This window comes from Cupriavidus sp. HPC(L) (assembly GCF_000307735.3).
GTDB lineage: Bacteria > Pseudomonadota > Gammaproteobacteria > Burkholderiales > Burkholderiaceae > Cupriavidus.
The window spans coordinates 1-18,132 of sequence record NZ_AMPR02000452.1; the positions used below are offsets into that span (position 1 = coordinate 1).

General features: G+C 67.5%; 21 protein-coding genes and 1 tRNA gene. 7 read left to right on the forward strand and 15 right to left on the reverse strand.

Translation table 11 applies throughout. The features are described 5' to 3' along the window. The 4 genes from B551_RS22770 to B551_RS22785 all read left to right on the forward strand — a co-directional run. A partial coding sequence (locus B551_RS22770) for a response regulator (RefSeq protein ID WP_023265081.1) occupies window positions 1-1,260 on the forward strand: 1,260 nt, incomplete at its 5' end. Beyond that, window positions 1,242-2,171, forward strand: coding sequence for a protein-glutamate O-methyltransferase CheR (locus tag B551_RS22775; RefSeq protein WP_082928388.1), 930 nt, complete (start codon window positions 1,242-1,244; stop codon window positions 2,169-2,171). The genes B551_RS22770 and B551_RS22775, both read left to right, overlap by 19 nt. A gap of 7 nt (window positions 2,172-2,178) precedes the next feature. After that, complete coding sequence (locus tag B551_RS22780; protein WP_006579231.1) at window positions 2,179-2,811, forward strand: chemotaxis protein CheB; 633 nt, start codon at window positions 2,179-2,181, stop codon at window positions 2,809-2,811. An 8-nt stretch (window positions 2,812-2,819) separates the two neighbouring features. After that, window positions 2,820-3,914, forward strand: a complete 1,095-nt coding sequence (locus B551_RS22785; RefSeq protein WP_006579232.1) for a hybrid sensor histidine kinase/response regulator — start codon at window positions 2,820-2,822, stop codon at window positions 3,912-3,914. Window positions 3,915-3,966: 52 nt separating this feature from the next. Here the strand turns inward: B551_RS22785 and B551_RS22790 are convergent, their stop codons facing one another. Continuing rightward, window positions 3,967-4,824 (reverse strand): IclR family transcriptional regulator, encoded by an 858-nt coding sequence (locus B551_RS22790; RefSeq protein WP_006579233.1) that lies wholly within the window; start codon window positions 4,822-4,824, stop codon window positions 3,967-3,969. A gap of 154 nt (window positions 4,825-4,978) precedes the next feature. Here B551_RS22790 and B551_RS22795 point away from each other — a divergent pair, with 154 nt between their 5' ends. From B551_RS22795 to B551_RS27200, 3 genes are all read left to right on the forward strand, one after another. Next, a complete protein-coding gene (locus B551_RS22795; RefSeq protein ID WP_006579234.1) occupies window positions 4,979-6,736 on the forward strand; it encodes a GMC family oxidoreductase in 1,758 nt (585 codons plus the stop codon). A 142-nt stretch (window positions 6,737-6,878) separates the two neighbouring features. Continuing rightward, on the forward strand, window positions 6,879-7,571 hold the full coding sequence (locus B551_RS27195) for an MFS transporter (RefSeq protein ID WP_253281404.1): 693 nt from the start codon (window positions 6,879-6,881) through the stop codon (window positions 7,569-7,571). Further along, a complete protein-coding gene (locus tag B551_RS27200) occupies window positions 7,466-8,215 on the forward strand; it encodes an MFS transporter (protein WP_253281405.1) in 750 nt (249 codons plus the stop codon). Before B551_RS27195 ends, B551_RS27200 begins: the two co-directional genes overlap by 106 nt. Before the next feature lie 3 nt (window positions 8,216-8,218). Here B551_RS27200 and B551_RS22805 read toward each other — a convergent pair whose 3' ends face one another. The 14 genes from B551_RS22805 to B551_RS22870 form a co-directional block, all read right to left on the reverse strand. Further along, window positions 8,219-8,989, reverse strand: a complete 771-nt coding sequence (locus tag B551_RS22805) for a DUF6338 family protein (protein ID WP_006577464.1) — start codon at window positions 8,987-8,989, stop codon at window positions 8,219-8,221. 2 nt (window positions 8,990-8,991) lie between these two features. Beyond that, complete coding sequence (locus tag B551_RS22810; RefSeq protein ID WP_023265082.1) at window positions 8,992-9,171, reverse strand: hypothetical protein; 180 nt, start codon at window positions 9,169-9,171, stop codon at window positions 8,992-8,994. Between the two features lie 289 nt (window positions 9,172-9,460). Next, entirely contained in the window at window positions 9,461-10,033 is a 573-nt protein-coding gene (locus B551_RS22815; protein ID WP_006577465.1) for a PIN domain-containing protein, read from the reverse strand. Continuing rightward, on the reverse strand, window positions 10,030-10,497 hold the full coding sequence (locus B551_RS26780) for a helix-turn-helix domain-containing protein (RefSeq protein ID WP_006577466.1): 468 nt from the start codon (window positions 10,495-10,497) through the stop codon (window positions 10,030-10,032). Before B551_RS26780 ends, B551_RS22815 begins: the two co-directional genes overlap by 4 nt. A 371-nt stretch (window positions 10,498-10,868) precedes the next feature. Further along, a tRNA-Ala gene (locus B551_RS22825) sits at window positions 10,869-10,944 on the reverse strand. Between the two features lie 73 nt (window positions 10,945-11,017). Next, window positions 11,018-12,739 (reverse strand): thiosulfohydrolase SoxB, encoded by a 1,722-nt coding sequence (soxB, locus tag B551_RS22830; protein WP_006577467.1) that lies wholly within the window; start codon window positions 12,737-12,739, stop codon window positions 11,018-11,020. A gap of 70 nt (window positions 12,740-12,809) precedes the next feature. After that, entirely contained in the window at window positions 12,810-13,337 is a 528-nt protein-coding gene (locus B551_RS22835; RefSeq protein WP_023265083.1) for a TlpA disulfide reductase family protein, read from the reverse strand. 10 nt (window positions 13,338-13,347) lie between these two features. Continuing rightward, entirely contained in the window at window positions 13,348-14,049 is a 702-nt protein-coding gene (soxX, locus tag B551_RS22840) for a sulfur oxidation c-type cytochrome SoxX (protein WP_006577468.1), read from the reverse strand. A 20-nt stretch (window positions 14,050-14,069) separates the two neighbouring features. Further along, window positions 14,070-14,903, reverse strand: a complete 834-nt coding sequence (soxA, locus tag B551_RS22845) for a sulfur oxidation c-type cytochrome SoxA (protein ID WP_006577469.1) — start codon at window positions 14,901-14,903, stop codon at window positions 14,070-14,072. Between the two features lie 102 nt (window positions 14,904-15,005). Further along, window positions 15,006-15,464: a DsrE family protein gene (locus B551_RS22850; protein WP_023265084.1), complete on the reverse strand. Its 459-nt coding sequence runs from the start codon at window positions 15,462-15,464 to the stop codon at window positions 15,006-15,008. 106 nt (window positions 15,465-15,570) lie between these two features. Then, on the reverse strand, window positions 15,571-15,882 hold the full coding sequence (soxZ, locus tag B551_RS22855) for a thiosulfate oxidation carrier complex protein SoxZ (RefSeq protein ID WP_006577471.1): 312 nt from the start codon (window positions 15,880-15,882) through the stop codon (window positions 15,571-15,573). A gap of 55 nt (window positions 15,883-15,937) precedes the next feature. Next, window positions 15,938-16,393, reverse strand: coding sequence for a thiosulfate oxidation carrier protein SoxY (gene soxY / locus B551_RS22860; protein WP_006577472.1), 456 nt, complete (start codon window positions 16,391-16,393; stop codon window positions 15,938-15,940). A gap of 199 nt (window positions 16,394-16,592) precedes the next feature. Then, a complete protein-coding gene (locus B551_RS22865) occupies window positions 16,593-16,922 on the reverse strand; it encodes a c-type cytochrome (RefSeq protein WP_006577473.1) in 330 nt (109 codons plus the stop codon). 128 nt (window positions 16,923-17,050) lie between these two features. Next, window positions 17,051-18,130, reverse strand: a complete 1,080-nt coding sequence (locus B551_RS22870; RefSeq protein WP_083492716.1) for a c-type cytochrome — start codon at window positions 18,128-18,130, stop codon at window positions 17,051-17,053. Window positions 18,131-18,132 lie beyond the last annotated feature (2 nt).

Sequence of the window (18,132 nt, forward strand, 5' to 3'; positions counted from 1 at the left end):
ATCACGATCAGCGCGCCGCCGCTGCATACGATGCTGGGCCCGGCGCCGATCGACGACGACCGTGACCGGCGCTCGCGCGGCAACCGCCTGATCCTGGCGATCGAGGACGACGTCGCGTTCGCGCAGATCCTCTACGACCTGGCCCACGAACTGGACTTCGACTGCCTGCACGCGACCACCGCCCAGCAGGGTCTGGAGCTGGCCCGCGAATACCAGCCCTGCGGCATCCTGCTCGATGTCGCGCTGCCCGACCATTCGGGACTGACGCTGCTCGACTGGCTCAAGCGCGACCCGGCGACGCGCCATATCCCGACCCATCTGGTGTCGATCAGCGACCATGCCGAAGCCGCGCTGCATCGCGGCGCGATCGGCTACACGCTCAAGCCGAGCGGCCGCGACGATCTCGCGAGCGTGATCCGCGAGCTGGAGGCGCGCATGGCGCGCGGCGGCATGCGCACGGTGCTGGTGGTCGAGGACGACGCGACGCTGCGCGACAGCATCCGCGCGCTGCTGCAATCGGCCGATATCGACATCGTCACCGCCGACACCGTGTCGGCGGCGCTGGCGCGGCTGTCGGAACGCCGCTTCGATTGCGTGGTGATGGACCTGGCGCTGCCGGACGGCTCGGGCCACGACCTGCTCGAGCAGATGGCGGCCGATTCCTCGTATTCGATGCCACCGGTGATCGTCTACACCGGCCGGCAGCTGTCGGCCGAGGACGAGCAGCAGCTGCGCCGCCATTCCAAGTCGATCATCATCAAGGGCGCGCGTTCGCCCGAGCGGCTGCTCGACGAGGTCACGCTGTTCCTGCACAGCGTGGAATCGGCGCTGCCGCCCGAACACCAGCGCATGCTGCGCGCGGTGCGCAGCCGCGACGATGCCTTCGAGGGCCGCAGGCTGCTGCTGGTGGAGGACGACGCGCGCAATATCTTCGCGCTGTCCAAGGTCATCGAACCGCTCGGCGCGCAGGTCGAGATCGCGCGCAACGGCCGCCAGGCCCTTGAAATCCTCGATGGCCGCGACGATATCGACCTGGTGCTGATGGACATCATGATGCCGGAGATGGACGGGCTGACCGCGATGCGGCACATCCGCCAGGATGGCCGCCATGCGCGGCTGCCGATCATCGCGCTGACCGCCAAGGCGATGTCGTCCGACCGCGAGGCGTGCCTGCTGGCCGGCGCCAACGACTACATCGCCAAGCCGATCGATATCGACAAGCTGCTTTCGCTGTGCCGGGTATGGCTGCACGCACGCTGACCCCTCCCCCCGCGCCGTCGTCCGCGCCGTCGTCCACGCGTTCGTCCGCGCCTTTGTCCGGATCGGCGCCGGCCGACGATGCCTTCGCGGCCGTGCCCGCCGACGACTTCGACATCGAGCTCGAACTGCTGCTCGAGGGGATCTTCCGCAAGTACCAGCACGATTTCCGCGGCTATTCGCGCGCCTCGCTGCGCCGCCGGCTGTCGCAGGCGCTGCGCGACCTGAAGCTCGACACGCTGTCGCAGCTGCAGGACCGCATGCTGCGCGATCCGGCGCTGTTCGGCCGGCTGTTCCAGTACCTGACGGTGCAGGTCAGCGAGATGTTCCGCGACCCGTCGTACTTCCGCGCGATCCGCGAGCAGGTGGCGCCGGTGCTCAAGACCTACCCGTCGATCACGGTATGGGTGGCCGGCTGCAGCAGCGGCGAGGAACTGTGGTCGCTGGCGATCCTGTTCGCCGAAGAGGGCCTGCACGAGCGCACCACGTTCTATGCAACCGACATCAATCCGGCGGCGCTGGCCGAGGCGCGCGCCGGGGTCTACGACGCCGGGCGGCTGCGGGGCTTCGGCCGCAACTACCTGGCCGCGGGCGGCCGGCATTCGCTGGGGGACTACTATCACGCCGCCTATGGCAAGGCGAAGTTCGACGCCGGCCTGGTTTCGCGCGCGGTGTTCGCCGACCACAGCCTGGCGACCGACAGCGTGTTCCAGGAAGCGCAGCTGATCTCGTGCCGCAACGTGCTGATCTACTTCGACCGCACGCTGCAGGACCGCGCGCTCGGGCTGTTCCGCGACGCGCTGGTGCGCCACGGCTTTCTGGGCCTGGGCAGCAAGGAGACGTTGCAGTTCAGCGCGCACGCCGAGGCCTTCGAGGCCGTGGTGCCTTCGGACCGGCTGTACCGCAAACGATGAGCGCCGCATGAACGACGCACCGTACGCGCCGCGCGCGGACCTGAATCCATCGCCCGAGGCCGTCGTCATCGGCGGATCGGCCGGCGGCATCGAGGCGCTGAACGTGCTGCTGCCGATGCTGCCCGCGGCCTTTCGTCCGGCGCTGATCGTGGTGCTGCATCTGCGGCCCGATACGCCGAGCCTGCTGCCGCAGCTGTTCTCGCTGCGCTGCGCGCTGCCGGTATGCGAGGCCGAGGACAAGATGCCGGTGCGGCACGGCCATCTGTACCTGGCCCCGCCCGACTACCACCTGTTGGTCGAACGCGACGGCGGGCACGGCGGCGGGCCGGCACGGGGTGTACGGCTCGCGCTGTCGGTCGATCCGCCCGAGCGCTTCTCGCGTCCGTCGATCGACGTGCTGTTCGATTCCGCGGCGCACGCCTGGCGCGAGGCGCTGCTCGGCATCCTGCTCAGCGGCGCCAACGATGACGGCGCACGCGGGCTCGAGACCATCCGCCACTGCGGCGGACGAACCTGGGTGCAGGCCCCGGATACCGCGTCGGCCGAGACGATGCCGGCGGAGGCGATCGCGCGCGGCGCGGTCGACGAGGTGCTGACCCTGGAAGCGATCGGCAGCCGGCTTCGGCTTGCCGTCCACTGAACCTTGCCATGTCCGATCCCATCAAGATCCTGACCGTCGACGACATCGCCAGCAATCTGACCGCGCTGGACGCCGTGCTGGCGCGGCCCGATGTCGAACTGGTGCACGCCAACTCGGGCCCGCAGGCGCTGGACCTGCTGCTGGAGCACGAGTTTGGCCTGGCCATTCTCGACGTGCACATGCCGGGCATGGACGGCTTCGAGCTGGCCGAGCTGATGCGCGGCAGCACCCGGACCAACCATATCCCGATCCTGTTCCTGACCGCGGCCGGCTACGACAGCCAGCGCACCTTCAAGGGCTATGCGACCGGCGCCGTCGACTTCCTCTACAAGCCGCTCGACGCCAACATCCTGGCCGCCAAAGTCGACGTCTTCGTGCAGCTGGCGCGGCAGAAGCAGCAGCTCGCCGAGCAGCTGGCCACCACGCAGCGGCTGCTGAAGGCCAACGAGATGCTGATGGCGGTGCTGGCGCACGACCTGCGCACGCCGCTGTCGGCGATCCTGGCCTCGACCTCCTTCCTGGAGCGCTTCTGCCACGACGACAGGACCGCGCCGGCGGTCGAGCGCATCCGCCGCAGCGGCACGCGCATGGTGCGGATGGTCGATCAGCTGCTCGATGTCGCGCGGCTGCACGGCGGCCGCATGCAACCGGCGCTGCAGCGCGAGGACCTGCATGCGCTGTGCGCGGCGATCGTCGACGAACACGAGAGCCGGCACGGCAAGGGCCGGCTGCTGCTGGAACGCATCGGCGACACGGTCGCGACGGTGGACCCGGGTCTGCTGTCGCAGGTGCTGGCCAATCTGATCGGCAACGCGCTGCAGCATGGCGACACCGCGGTGCCGGTGCGCGTGCGGATCGAAGGCGGGGACGCGCGCGTGACCGTGGCGGTCAGCAACGGCGGCACCATCCCGCCTGATCTGCTGCCGCATCTGTTCGACGCGTTCCGCTCGGGGCGCTCCGCGACGGAATCGGAGGGACTTGGGTTGGGCCTGCATATCGCGCGCGAGCTGGCGATGTTGCATGGCGGCGATATCGAGGTGGTGTCGCGCGAGGGGGCAGGGACGACCTTCACGGTGTGGGTGCCGCGGCAGGGTTCCGCGTAGCCGTTCGTTTTCCCTCGGCGCCGGTCATTCGGCTTTCGTCATTCGGCTTTCGTCATTCGGCGCGCAGCACGCGCGCCATCTGCTGCGCGGCCTCCTGCAGCACCGGCACCGCGCGCAGCAGCCCTTCCAGCGGCACGCGCGCGGTCGGCGCGTGGCAGGCGATCGCGGCCAGCACCGGACGGGCGGCCGTGGCCGCCGTGCCGTTCGCCTCCGCTGCCAGTTCGCGCACCGGTACCGCCACTGCGGTCATGCCGCGCACGAATTCCTCGTTGTCGACGCCGATGCCGCGCGCGCCGAGCCGATCCAGTTCGGCCTCCAGCAGCGACAGATCGGCCAGCGTGCGCGGCGTATTTCGCGTCAGCACCAGCCGCTGCAGCGTCTGCTGCCGTTCGAGCCGGCTCATCGCCGACAGGAACAGCTTGCCGCTGGCCGTGCAGTGCAACGGCACGTGAATGCCCGGCGACAGCTGCAGCCGCAGCGGCTCGTGGGTCTCGACACGTTCGACATAGAGCACGCGATCGCCGTCCAGTGCGGTCAGGTTGCAAGTCTCCCCTAGCGCGGCCACCAGCCGTCCCAGGATCGCGCGGCATTCGCGCAGCACCGGCGGGCTGCGCAAGGTCTGCAGCGCCAGTCCCGCGGCCCGGGGCCCCGGCACGAAGCCGCGCTCGGCCGGCATCTGCAGCACGAAGCCGGCACCCTCCATCGCCGCCAGCAGCCGCATCAGCGTGGTCTTCGGCACGTGCAGGCGCTGCGACAGCTGCGCCAGGGTCTGCGGATGCTGGGCTCGCGCGAGCGCATCGAGCACCATCAGCACGCGCAGGCTGCGCGCATCCTCGTCGGCCGCCCTCGAGTCCGCCGCATTGTCTGCTGCGCTGCGATTCTGAAACGGAATTTGCACGTTCTGTTTCACTTTCCGCGCCTCCACGCGTATTGCCTTTTCATTTCCAGCTCGACAAATAAAATCGGGACAAGTCGTTCCATTATAAGAACGTTGCTGGCTGGGCCCGCGGCCAATCCGCCCCGGACAAACCCTGCCCGCAACACCCGACCAGGAGACAGCGACGATGTCGCAAACCGTTGACTACATCGTGGTGGGCGCCGGCTCGGCCGGCTGCGTGCTGGCCAACCGGCTCAGCGAGGATGGCCGCCACGCGGTGTGCCTGCTCGAGGCCGGACCGCCGGACCGCTATCCGTGGATCCACATCCCCATCGGCTACGGCAAGACGATGTTCCACAAGGAGGTCAACTGGGGCTTCCATACCGACCCCGACCCCAACATGCTGAACCGGCGCATTTATTGGCCGCGCGGCCGCACGCTGGGCGGCAGCAGCGCGATCAACGGCCTGATCTACGTGCGCGGGCAACGCGAGGACTACGACCACTGGGCCGCGCTCGGCAATCGCGGCTGGAGCTGGGACGACTGCCTGCCCTACTTCCGCAAGCTCGAGAACAACGACCTCGGCCCCGGCCCGACACGCGGTACCGACGGCCCGCTGAACGCGACCTCGATCGACCGTCGCCATCCGCTGGTCGATGCCTTCATCGAAGCGGGCGAATCGCTCGGCCTGCCGCGCAAGGCCGATTTCAATACCGGCGACCAGGAAGGCGTCGGCTACTACCAGCTGACCACGCGCAAGGGCTGGCGCTGCTCGACGGCGGTGGCCTATCTGCGGCCGGCGCAGTCGCGCCCGAACCTGCGCATCGAGACCGGCGCGCATACCACCGCGATCCTGTTCGAAGGCCGGCGCGCGGTCGGCGTGCGCTATATGCAGAATGGCCGCCAGCAGGTGCTGCGCGCGCGCCGCGAAGTGTTGCTGTGCGCGGGCGCACTGCAGTCGCCGCAGCTGCTGCAACTGTCCGGTATCGGCCCATCGGCCCTGCTGCGCGAATTCGGCGTGCCGGTGGTGCACGCGCTGCCGGGCGTCGGCGAAAACCTGCAGGACCATCTGCAGATCCGGCTCATCTACCAGGTGGCGCGGCCGATCACCACCAACGACCAGTTGCGCTCGCTGTTCGGCAAGGCCCGCATGGGGCTCGAATGGCTGTTGTGGCGGCAAGGGCCGCTGGCGATCGGCATCAACCAGGGGGCGATGTTCTGCCGCGTGCTGCCCCAGGAAAGCGCGACGCCAGACACGCAGTTCCACTTCGCCACGCTGTCGGCCGACATGGCGGGGGGCCAGGTCCATCCGTTCTCGGGCTGCACCTATTCGGTCTGCCAGCTGCGGCCCGAATCGCGCGGCACGGTGCGGATCCGCTCGACCGATCCGTTTACGCCGCCGTCGATGCAGCCCAACTATCTGTCGGCCGAGCTGGACCGGCGCAGCGCCATCGCCTCGGTCCGCTTCGCGCGCCGCGTGGCGCGGACCGAGCCGATGCGCACGCTGATGCAGGCCGAATTCCGGCCCGGCGACGCGGTGCAGTCGGACGACGAGATCCTGCATTTCTGCCGCGAGTACGGCGCCACCATCTTCCATCCGTCCGGCACCGCCAAGATGGGCCCGGCCAGCGATCCGCTCGCCGTGGTCGATGAGCGGCTGCGCGTGCATGGCGTGGCGGGCCTGCGCGTGGTCGATTGCTCGGTGATGCCGACGCTGGTGTCGGGCAATACCAATGTGCCGGTCGTGATGATGGCCGAGCGCGCGGCGGACTTCATTCGCGAGGACGCGCGCGCGGAGACCGTCAGCGAGATCGTCGGCGCGGCGGCGGCCGGTTCCGCCCGGGTCGAACGCGAGCCGGAGCATCAAGCCGAAGGCGATACCGGGCGCCAGGCTGAGGCCGGGACCGAGCGCCAACCCGAGCGCCGCATCACCGAGCCGGTCTGACCCCGGCCCGCCATCGCGCCGCCAACGTATATCGCAGCGAACCCGGGCTCGGTTCGCTGCGCAACCGAAGGCCGAGCCCCAGCAGCGCGAGCGCCCGCATACTCATTCGACCAAGGGCGCCGTCCATCCAAAGGAGACAAGCATGGCAAGCCCCAACGAGCAGGCGGTACGCAAGGTCGCGATGGCCGCGGTGATCGGCGCCACCATCGAGTGGTACGACTTCTTCCTGTACGGCGTCGTCGCCGGCATCGTGTTCAACAAGCTGTATTTCCCGGCCGGCGATCCGGTGGTCGCCACCATGCTGGCCTACACCACCTTCGCGGTGGGCTTCGTCACGCGGCCGCTCGGCGGCGTCATCTTCGGCCACTTCGGCGATCGCGTCGGCCGCAAGAGCATGCTGGTGATCACGCTGATGATCATGGGCATCTCGACCTTCCTGATCGGCCTGGTGCCCACCTACGACAGCATCGGGCTGTGGGCGCCGATCCTGCTGCTGTTGCTGCGCGTGCTGCAGGGCATCGGGCTCGGCGGCGAATGGGGCGGCGCGGTGCTGATGGCCTACGAATACGCGCCGCCGGGCCGCAAGGGCTTCTATGCCTCGCTGCCGCAGATCGGGCTGTCGATCGGCCTGTGCCTGGCCTCGGGCGTGGTGGCACTGCTGTCGCTGACGCTGACCGACGCGCAGTTCCTCAGCTGGGGCTGGCGCGTGGCCTTCCTGATCTCGCCGGCATGGTGTTCGTCGGCATGTATATCCGGCTGTCGATCAAGGAGACGCCCGAGTTCACCGCGGTCAAGCAGCGCAATGCCGAGACGCGCATTCCGTTCGTCGACATGATGCGGCGCTACCCCGGCAATATCCTGAAGGGCATGGGCGCGCGCTATATCGACGGCGTGTTCTTCAACGTCTTCGGCGTGTTCTCGATCAGCTATCTGACGCAGACCGTCAAGATCAGCCGCACCGAGGCGCTGACCGGCGTGATGGCCGCCGCCATCGTCATGTGTTTCTTCATCCCGTTCTTCGGCCACCTGTCGGACCGCATCGGCCGCACCCGCGTCTACTTCTGGGGATCGCTGATCACCGCGTGCTCGGCCTTCCCGGCGTTCTGGCTGATGCTCAACGGCGGCGGCAACGTGATGCTGCTGTGGCTGGCCATCATCGTGCCGTTCGGCGTCTTCTACGCCGCGGTCTACGGCCCCGAGGCGGCGCTGTTCTGCGAGCTGTTCGACGCCAAGGTCCGCTATACCGGCATCTCCTTCGTCTACCAGTTCTCCGGCATCTTCGCGTCGGGCATCACGCCGATCATCGCCACCGCGCTGCTGAAGTCGGGCGAGGGCAAGCCTTGGCAGATCTGTGCCTACGTGATGTTTGCCGGGTTGGTGTCGGCGGTGTCGGCCGCGTTGATCGGGCGGTTGTCGGGGACCGGTGAGGTACGCGAGGCGTCAGGGGTGGCCGCGGCGCCTGCCAGGCCGATGCGTTAAACGTTAATCGTCGGCCAGGGCCGGAGCCGAGGCTTCGGCCTTTTCTTCGACCAGGAACTTGACGTTCAAGGTCGTCCACTCGGTGGACCGGATCACCAGCCGATTGCCCTCGATCGGATAGAAGCGCCCGTGCTCCTCCAGGCCGCGCCCACGGTCGTCGGTCAATTTGCGCCGGGACGCGGCCGACAGGATGATCCGCTCCAGCTCCCCATCGCTCTTGAACTCGAAATCCTCCAGCAGGCCGGTGTAGAGATACGACTGGTCCTTCATTGGTACGACAGCGCTGACGACCACCATCGCGCCGTCGCTGATGCCCGAATCGATGCCGCTGAAGAGGTAGTACCAGGGCGCCTGCTGCCGGAAAAAACCGCTCGCCCAGCTGTTCGGATGGTCCAGGTGAAATCGGCCGACCAGCCACCGGCGCAGCATGGCTAGCGCGAAGGCCAGCCCGAACGTTCCGGCGAAGAAACCGAACACCGGCCACGGGTGCTCGTTCAGCCATTCATAGCGGTGCGGCGGGACGCTGGCCGCCGCAGTACCGCCTGACAGCATGCGCAAGGCGTCGCCGAGATAAAGCTGGTAGCCGAAATATTCGGTGGCGGCGAGCCCGACCGCGGCATCCACGATCAGCGCCAGCACGATGGACTTGATGGCCGTCGCCCCGAAGGGCGTCATGTCGGCTTCGCGCGCCTCTCTGGCCTGGCTGTAGTGGTGGTAAAGAAAGCCCGGCGCGACCAGGAAAAACAGCAGGATCGCGGGCAGCGCAATGTTCAAGGTCAGCCCTGGGCGGGAATCAGCTTCAGCTTGACCTCGCGCTCAACGCCCTTGGCGGCGTCCCGGATCTTGAACGTCCTGGTGGAGTTCAGCTTCCCGGTGGCAATGAATTCGCGCAGCGCCTTGTCGCTCTCGGGATCGTTGCGGATCAGCTTGACCGTGGTCCTGACAGTGGCTTTCATCGCTTGTCCTCCAATGGGAAAAGTATAGTCGACGTGCCATGGACGGCATCGGAGATAAGCGGACGTGGAAATCAGCCACTGGAAACAGACTCAGCCGCACCGAAGCGCTGACCGGCGTGATGGCCGGCGTGATGGCCGCCGCCATCGTCATGTGTTTCTTCATCCCGTTCTTCGGCCACCTGTCGGACCGGATCTGCCGTACCCGCGTCTACGTCTGGGGGCAAGCGTGCCAACAGCGTCGGCGCGGCAGATGCGATGAACCCGTTTCCCTGGAAGAGTCTGGGTGGCCTCAAAGTGCCATCTTCCACTGCCGCAGTACACCCACCGTTTGTGTCAGGCCTTGCCTGAGCAGGACATCGAGGTACTCATCGGCGCTCTTTGGCGGATTTCTCAAAGAGCGCCGATGATTCGCCGCAGCCTGGCAGACCAGAGAGGGATGGAGGTCGAGCAGGTCGAAGATGAAGTCGTCCGGATGCTGCGCGCAAAGCTGGTAAGGCTGCAGGCTCGCGGCAGGGAAATCTTTCAGGTTGAACGTGACGATCAAGCTCGCGCCAGCCTGGATGGCCGCCGCGACGACATGCCTGTCATTGGCATCCGGCACGCTGATGGAGGGAATCAGATGCTGGAAGTTGGACACGAGGCAGTCTCGTACATTGGCGTTCATCAGCTCGCGTGTTCGCTCCAGAACTTCCCCGCTCAGGTCGGGACGGTCGCGCAGGACAGCGCGCATCCACTCGTCGTGTATCAGGTTGGTCCAGCGCGCCCGGAACAGGTCGGTCATCGCCAACCACATCAGGAAGTCGCGCAGCGGTGCCGAATAGAGGACGCAGGCGTCGTACACGACAGTGAAGTGCGAACTCATTCATACCCCATGTTCAGTTTCTGAGCCTGCTCGGCCAGGTCCTCCAAAGAACGCCGGCGCTGCGCGTCGATGCGTTCCTTGTAGTCGAGCACATCCTGGTAGCGGACCCGCCGATGCGTGCCCACCCTATGAAACGGAATCTCCCCGCGCTCGAGCAACTGAACGAGGAACGGCCGGGAAACGTTCAGCACATCGGCGGCCTCCTGCGTGGTTAATTCGGCGTGGATCGGGATGATGCTGACCGCATTGCCCTCGCCGATCTCCGTCAGCACATCGATCAGCAATCGAAGAGCGGACACCGGGAGCCGTACGGCATGCGACGATCCCTTGTCATCGATGATCTGGATCCGCTGCGTTTCGGCCCGCGTGGCCAGGACGGCGGAGAGGGTACGCCCCGATTCACGCGCCAGTACGGCTTCTTCGGGAGAAGGCAGAGGAGTTGCGGGGGTGGTGTTCGTGGCCATTTCGTTCTCCGGTTCAGTACGAGCCAGTATAAGCGAAATAAACGAACAATCGAAACAAACGAAACGAGGCTTGCCGTGGGCGGCAAGACCAGTACACCCACTCTCGGCCGTGCCAGGCATCCACGCATAAAAAAGTAACCCGCTGGTTCGAGGGTACGCATGTGCGCATAGCCTTGGCGGGTTTTGTTCTGGGTATGGCAGGAGCACCGACGCGGGCTGCTGGAGATGGTCTCGTTCCATCGCCCGAATATGACCATGCCTATCCCACAGCGTCGACTTCAACGCCGCAGCGCAGTTTAGGTTTTCGCGTACCCGGTGACCGCCATCCCAAATGCAAAAAGGCCAGAGCGCACGCTCTGGCCTTTGAATTTTGGTGGACCGAAGGAGGATCGAACTCCCGACCTCTGCATTGCGAACGCAGCGCTCTCCCAGCTGAGCTATCGGCCCGTAGCGGGCGATTATAGCGTGAGCTTCCCGGCGATTTCAAGCCGGGGCGACGCCAGGGCCGCGCGGCGAAAACTCACGCCGCCATGCCCGGATTGCCGCCCATCCCCTTGACCGACGGCAGGTTCAGCGGCGCGGCGGCCACTTCCTTGCGCTGGCGCAGCCAGCCGGCCATCAGGTCCCAGATCGGCGGGCCGCCGTTGTGGCGGGCTTCCTCGGCGACCGGGGCCCAGCCGGCGACCTTGTAGGTCTTGCCGGCCTCGATCGGCTTGCCCTTCAGGCGCATCTCGGTGATGCGCTTGCCCATCGGGGCAGCCGGGTCGATGGTGTACTGCAGGCCGCCGACGCGGACCATGTCGCCGCCCTGCTGGTAGTAGGGGTCGGGATTGAACAGGTTGTCGGCGACGTCCTCGAGCACCGTCTTGATCGTCTCGCCGCTCATCTGCGTCACCGTGGTGTACGGATAGGTGATCGCTGTCTGGTCCATCAGCCTTTCCATCGTGATGCCCTCCCCCGGCAGCAGCGTGGTGCCCCAGCGGAAGCCGGGCGAGAACGCGATCTCCGCGCCCTGCACGTCCATCAGCCCGTCCAGGATCAGTTGGTCGAAGGTGCCGTTGAAGTTGCCGCGGCGGTACAGCAGCTCCTTGTTGACGGCCAGCACCTCGCCCAGCTTCTGCTCGTAGGGGGCGCGGACCTTGCGGATCAGCGCCTCCATCGCCGGATCTGCCGGCAGGTAGTCGGCGAACACCGGCAGCAGCCGGTAGCGGAAATCGGCCACCTTGCCGCCGCGCACGTCGAAGTCGAGCACGCCGAGGAACTTGCCGTTCGAGCCGGCGTTGGTGACCAGCGTGGTGCCGCCGGCGTTGCGCACGCGCACCGGCGCCGGTACGCCGTCATGGGTGTGGCCGCCGAGGATCGCGTCGAGTCCGCGCACGCGCGAGGCGAGCTTCAGGTCGACGTCCATGCCGTTGTGCGACAGCAGCACCACGGCCTGCGCGCCCTTGGCGCGGGCCTCGTCGATGATGCGCTGCAGGTTCTCTTCCTGGATGCCGAAGGTCCAGTCCGGCACCAGGTAGCCCGGGTTGGCGATCGGCGTATAGGGGAAGGCCTGGCCGATGATGGCGACCGGCACGCCGTTCATCTCGCGCAGCGTGTAGGCCTCGAAGACCGGGTCCTCGAAGTCCTTGGTCTTGACGTTCTGCGCCAGGAAGGCGACCTTGCCCTTGAAGTCGCGATCGACCACCTCGCGCACGCGTTCCGCCCCCAGGGTCATTTCCCAGTGCGGGGTCATCGCATCGACGCCGAGCGCCAGCGCGGCGTCGACCATGTCCTGGCCGCGCGTCCACAGCGCGGTCGCCGAGCCCTGCCAGGTGTCACCGCCATCGAGCAGCAGCGCGCCGGGGCGGCTCGCCTTCAGTTGCTTGACCAGCGTGGCCAGATGGGCGAAGCCGCCGACCTTGCCGTAGCGGCGCGCGGCCTCGGTGAAGTCGAGATAGGTGAAGGCATGCGCCTCGGCGCTGCCCGGCGCGATGCGGTAGTGCTTGAGCAGCGCCTGGCCGACCAGGTGCGGCGGCTTGCCGGCATAGTCGCCGATGCCCAGGTTGACGCTGGGCTCGCGGAAATGGACCGGCAGCAGTTGCGCATGGCAGTCGGTGAAATGCAGCAGGTGCACGTTGCCGAAGCGCGGCACGTCGTACAGCTTGGCCGCGGCCTGGGCCGCGTGCGCGTCGCGCGTGGGGAAAGCCATGCCCGCGGCGCTGGCGATGGCCAGCACCTGCAGGAACTCGCGTCGGTTCATTGTCGTCTTCCTCTCGATGGCGGCCGTGCCGTCCGGTGCGACACCGGGCACGGGCCGCGTTGCCGCCGCGTCAAGGCTTGGCGTACTTCGCCAGCGCGGCGACCTCCTCCTCCAGCATCTCGCCGACTTCCTTCTGGACGACCTTGCCCTTCGCGTCGATCACGTAGAGCTCGGGCAGGCCCTTGCGCGGACCGATCGCGGCGCGCAGCGCCGGCGTGTCCATCGCCGCGGGAAAGGTATAGCCGCGCTGGCGCAGATAGCCGACGGCATCCTTCTGGTCCTTGTCGATGCTGATGGTCAGCACCTGCAGCGGCGTGCCGCGCGTACTGTCGTAGAGCTTCTGCAGGCGCGGGTTCTGCAGCGCGCAGAACGGGCACCACGAGGCCCAGATTTGCACCACCAGCGGCTTGCCGGTCCAGTGCTCGGGCGGCACGGTGCGGCCGTCGAGCAGCTGGACCGCGGGCAGCCGCACGGTGTCGCCGACTTCCAGCGCGGCGGCGGGCGTGGCGACTGTCAGTGCCAGGGCCGCCGCGGCGGCTAGCATCGCGCCATGCAGCCTCTCCCTCCAGCCGACCGTCACCACCGCCGCGGCCCGCATCGCCCGCCCCTTACTGGTTGACCGGCGAGGCCGGGTCCAGCAGCAGCGCCATGACGTCGCGGATCTGCTGCTCGGTCAGGATGCCCTTATGGCCGAAGCGCGGCATGTTGGAGCACGCGGCGAAGGCGTTCGAGTCCCAGATCTTGCCCCAGGTGTACTTGAGCACCGCCTCGGAGTTGCCGCGCAGCTTGCCGTACTGATACAGCGACGGACCGATATTGCCGAACGAGATCTCGGCCTTGGTCATCTGGTGGCAGGCATAGCAGTTGCCGCCATTGACGCCGCCGGGCGGGTCCGAGAACTGCATGCCGCGGCCGAGCTGCGCCACCTTCTCGCCTTCCTTCCAGTCGCCGAGCCAGCGGTTGTCGGCCGGATAGCGAATCTTCTGCTGTTCGGCGGCCTCAATTTTCTTGGCTACCGGGGCCGGCACCTTGCTCCGGTCGGGGTAATCGCTGCACAGCTCCTGCATCTCGTCGCGCTCGAGCACGCCCTGCAGCGTGGCCGGACCTTTCGAGCTGAACGAGTTGGCGATCAGGCGTTTCATGTCGCCGTCGGAAACCGGCGGGATATTGGCCGCTGCCTTCGACGCGGCCTTGCCCTTCGAGGCGGCGCCGTCCTGCGCCATTGCCGGCACCGCCAGCATCGCGAGCGCGCCGCCTACCGCCACGGCGGCAGCGGTGATGCCCAGCCGCGATTGTTTTTTTTGGATCATGTTCGTGCTCTCCCCCTGGTTCAGCGCTTCAGGCCGGGGCCGTCATAGGTGCCGCCGTTGGCATTGCGCGCCAGGAACATCGTGAGCGCGGTGATCACATCGGAGCCGTAGGCGGGCTCGGGGAAGCGCTGCTGGCGCAGGCAGTCGTAGAGCCGGTGCTGCATCGTGCGGACCTCGCCCTGGGACACGCGGTAGGCCGGCCAGGTGGTGTAGGCCGCCTGGGCGCCCTTGTCGGTCAGCAGGTTGGGCAGGTCCTGCAGGCGGATGCGCTGGCCGTCGACCGCATGGCAGGTCGCGCAGGCGAAGTCGTAGGCGCCGCCGCGGTAATAGAACATCTTCTGGCCGAGCGCGTAGACCTGCTTTTCTTCGGGATGGTCCAGCTTGACGTTCATCTTGACGCCGCGCGACTCGCCGGTGACGAAGGCCACCAGCCGCTCGATGTCGGAACGCTTGCCCGAGGACGAGAACGGCGTCGCCTTGGCCTGCTGCTCGGTCAGCCCCTGCAGCGTCGTGCGGCACCACACCAGCCGCTGCTCCAGGTCCATCACCTTGCCGGCGTCGGCGAAGTAGCGCGGCAGCTCGGCGTAGGCGCCCTTGGTCACACCGGGGCCCTTGCCGAGGTCGCATCGCTCGAGCGATACATTCTTCGGCCCGGCCGGCTTCTTCCACAGCTCCTCGCCGGCGGCTTCCCACAGCTCGGCGGGATTGCCCTCGGCCAGCATCTGCCGGTACTTGGCGATTTCGTCGGTGGTATTGCTTTCGCCCTGCGCCTGCACGGCCATCGCGCCGGTCAGCGCGACGGCGCCGGCGACGGCCAGCGCGGGCCAGCCAAAGCGGCGTCGATTCGGTCTCATGGGGTTTCTCCTCTCGGTCTCGCCGACCAGGCGGGCCGCTGTTGTTCTATGCGCCAATCGTTCGACGCGCGAATGGTGCCGCACGTGGCGCCACACATCCCGCTACGGCTTGATATAGGCGTAGCCTTCGTCCTGCTGCAGCCTAGCGATCTCGACCACGCCGGCCTGCACGATCTTCGTTTCGAGCAGCAGCTTGTTCTCGGGAATCTGGCGCGCGGTCAGCGTGTTGCGGCAGACGCGGAACTCGACGCCCATGCCGGCCAGCGCGCCGACCGCGGCATCGAAGGTGTTGCCGCGCGCATCGCGGGCGCCCTCGACCAGGAAATCCACGCCATAGCCCAGCGCGACCACGACGATCTTGGTATTGGGCGCGGCCGCCAGATGGTTGCGCAGATTGCCGATCGCGCGCACCGCCTGGTCGTTGCCTTCCGACAGCTGGTACACCACGCGGTGGCGTCCGCCCCCGCTCCGGGGAGCGGCCGCGGTCTGGGCCGCGGCCCGGCTTCCGAGTCCGACCGCCGCCAGCGCGGCGGCGGCCTTTGCAAAGAATGCTCGACGCATGATCTTCCTTCTGCCGTGTCCGCCGCGCCTCGTGCGCGGCCGCCGACCCGGCTACCGAAGCGGGCACCTTACCAGAGCGGCCCGCAACGTGCCGGCCGCCCGGGCATCAGGAAATGGTCGCCTCGTCGGTTCGCTTGTCGCCGCGATTGTCGACCCAGGTCACCGTGACCTTGTCGCCCTTGGCGCCGCCCTTGAACTTGAAGTTCAGGAACGGGTCCTTGGACACCGCCGGGCCGAAGTTCGCATGGAAGACCTCCTTGCCCTTGCACTGGGCGCTGACGGTCTGGATGTGCCAGGCCGGGATGGTCTTGCCGGATGCGTCCTTACGCTGGCCGGTCTCCATATCGTGTTTCATCAGAATCTTGACGTCGACCACGCCGCCGTTCTCGGTGGCGCGTACGCGCATCGGGTCTGCCATGTCGTTCTCCTGTTGCGATGGGCAGTCTGGGAAAGCGGAATCCGCGCTCGGCTTGTCAGCCCCCGCAGCCGCCCAGCGTCACCTTGATCTCCTTGGAGGCGACATACCACTTGCCGCCGGCCTTGACGGCCGCATGCACCACGGAGGTCTGGCCCATCTTCACGCGCGTGGAGACGAACGGCTCGGTGCCGGCCGGGATCACGAAGTCCGCGGCCAGCGTATTGGGATTCTTCTCGACCAGGATCGCGATCTGCTCGGTGTCGGGCAGATTGCTGGTGACCGCCACCGGCACCACCGCGCCGTTTTCGGCGATATCGGGCGCGTTGAATGCGATCGCGCCGCTCTTCTCGGGCGAACCGCCGCCCAGCGCCTTGATCACGTCGTTGACGCTTTTGCCCTCGAAGGCCGCCTTGTTCCATTCGGCCGCCTGCGCCTCGCCGATCAGGCCCGCGGCCGCCATCAGCGACACGACGGCGCTGACCCGCAGCATCTCTCGTCTTGTGATGTTCATGGTGTCGTGCACTCCTGCTTCTACCCGCCCCGCGGTATTCGTTTGGCCGCCAGGCCGGCCGGCCTGGCGCGGGCGGTGCATCGCCGCCCGTTTACTGCTTGTGCTGCTGTAGCTGCTGCTATTGCTGCCGTTCTTCTTCGGGCCGGCTACCGCGGCGCGACTGCGATCGCCGCCGGCACGCCGGCCCCTCACCAGGCAATTACTTGGCCGGTGCGCCCGCCAGGACCCACTCCAGCACGGTCTTCACGTCGGCTTCACTGATATTCGGGTTGGCCGGCATCGGCACCGGGCCCCAGACGCCCGAACCGCCCTTCTTGACCTTGTCGGTCAGCTTCGCCATGGCGCCCTTGTCGCCCTTGTACTTGGCGGCGACTTCCTTGTAGGACGGCCCGACCAGCTTCTTGTCCACCTGGTGGCAGCCCATGCAGGCGTTCTTGGTGGCGATCTCCTGGGCCTTGGCCGCGTCGACGGCGGCGTGGGCGGAGGCCGCACCGGCCAGCATCATGGCTGCGATCACGAACTGCTTCATTGTTCTCCTCTCCAAACTGGAATGAGCCGTGGGGACGGCACGGCCGTGTGGCAGTGGATCTGCCCGGCACGGCGGCGTATTGGTCCGGCCCGGCCCCCTTCGATGGAGGCGCCAGGCGGCCCAATACGCTATTTTGCCTCAAGTATCCACTTCACCATGGCTTGAATATCCGATTCTGGAACCTGCGGTTGCGGTGGCATCGGCACCGGTCCCCACACGCCTTGCCCGCCGCCGCGGATTTTCTGCGCGAGCGCACCGTGGGCATCCTTGCCGCGATAGCGCTGGGCGATCTCGTGGAACGACGGTCCGACCAGCTTGCGGTCCGGCGCGTGGCAGGCCAGGCATTGGTACTGGCCGGTCAGCCTGGCGCCGAGGGGTTGAGCAGCCGCCGTGGTGACCTCGGCCCTGGCCTGCTGCGCGGCTGGCGGCTTCGCCTGGTCCTCCGGGGAACCGGTCGCGACGCCCCGCACCGGCCCGAAGCCGCGCTGCTGCTCCGCCAGGTCGCCGTGCGCGCCGCGCGCGTATTCCGGGATCAGCGAGCTGACTTCGACCTTGCCGGCGCAGTTGGACATGCACGCGGTATTGCGCGTGTCCGGCTTGCCGCGGCCCGGCCACAGGCCGTGCTCGGTAGTCATGCCGTTGCGGTTCGGCAGCTTGCGCTGGACCTCGCCGATATTGGCGTCCGACAGCGTGAAGTCGGCCGGCACGATATCGCCCAGGTTCAGGATGTAGGCGGTCACCGCGTAGACCTCGTCGACGGTCAGGCTCCTGGGCTTGTCCCAGGGCATCGCGCGGTGGATGTAGTCCCACAGCGTGCTGACCGTGCTCAGCTTCATCAGCGAGGTGCGGTAGGGCTGTGAGCCGGTCATGGCCGCGACCCGTCCGCTGGCGATATCGGCCGCGGTGGTACCGCCGGCGATCGGCGTGAAGACCGCGTTGGATTCGCCGAAGTCGCCGTGGCAGGAGGCGCAGCGCGCGTCCCAGACGGCCTGGCCCTGCGCGACGGTGCCGCGGCCGGGCGGCAGGCCCTGGAAGTCGGGGCGGACGTCGATGTCCCAGGCCTTCAGTTCGGCTGCGGTGGCGGTGCGGCCGAGCTGGGCGCGGGCCGCCCTGGTGTCCTTGCTGTCCTTGCTGTCGGTGCGCGCCGCGCCTTTCGGCTCGGCCTGCGCGGCTTGCGGCAGGACCGCCGCCCCCGCGATGCCGAGCAGCA

Coding starts and splice junctions, on each gene's coding strand:
- B551_RS22775 (WP_082928388.1), top strand. CDS start 1,242: ATGGCTGCACGCACGCTGACCCCTCCCCCCGCGCCGTCGTCCGCGCCG.
- soxA (WP_006577469.1), bottom strand. CDS start 14,903: ATGAGACCGAATCGACGCCGCTTTGGCTGGCCCGCGCTGGCCGTCGCC.
- soxY (WP_006577472.1), bottom strand. CDS start 16,393: ATGAACATCACAAGACGAGAGATGCTGCGGGTCAGCGCCGTCGTGTCG.
- B551_RS22785 (WP_006579232.1), top strand. CDS start 2,820: ATGTCCGATCCCATCAAGATCCTGACCGTCGACGACATCGCCAGCAAT.
- B551_RS26780 (WP_006577466.1), bottom strand. CDS start 10,497: ATGGCCACGAACACCACCCCCGCAACTCCTCTGCCTTCTCCCGAAGAA.
- B551_RS22780 (WP_006579231.1), top strand. CDS start 2,179: ATGAACGACGCACCGTACGCGCCGCGCGCGGACCTGAATCCATCGCCC.
- B551_RS22815 (WP_006577465.1), bottom strand. CDS start 10,033: ATGAGTTCGCACTTCACTGTCGTGTACGACGCCTGCGTCCTCTATTCG.
- soxX (WP_006577468.1), bottom strand. CDS start 14,049: ATGATCCAAAAAAAACAATCGCGGCTGGGCATCACCGCTGCCGCCGTG.
- B551_RS22835 (WP_023265083.1), bottom strand. CDS start 13,337: ATGCGGGCCGCGGCGGTGGTGACGGTCGGCTGGAGGGAGAGGCTGCAT.
- B551_RS27200 (WP_253281405.1), top strand. CDS start 7,466: ATGGTGTTCGTCGGCATGTATATCCGGCTGTCGATCAAGGAGACGCCC.
- B551_RS22850 (WP_023265084.1), bottom strand. CDS start 15,464: ATGCGTCGAGCATTCTTTGCAAAGGCCGCCGCCGCGCTGGCGGCGGTC.
- B551_RS22810 (WP_023265082.1), bottom strand. CDS start 9,171: ATGAAAGCCACTGTCAGGACCACGGTCAAGCTGATCCGCAACGATCCC.
- B551_RS27195 (WP_253281404.1), top strand. CDS start 6,879: ATGGCAAGCCCCAACGAGCAGGCGGTACGCAAGGTCGCGATGGCCGCG.
- soxZ (WP_006577471.1), bottom strand. CDS start 15,882: ATGGCAGACCCGATGCGCGTACGCGCCACCGAGAACGGCGGCGTGGTC.
- soxB (WP_006577467.1), bottom strand. CDS start 12,739: ATGAACCGACGCGAGTTCCTGCAGGTGCTGGCCATCGCCAGCGCCGCG.
- B551_RS22795 (WP_006579234.1), top strand. CDS start 4,979: ATGTCGCAAACCGTTGACTACATCGTGGTGGGCGCCGGCTCGGCCGGC.
- B551_RS22865 (WP_006577473.1), bottom strand. CDS start 16,922: ATGAAGCAGTTCGTGATCGCAGCCATGATGCTGGCCGGTGCGGCCTCC.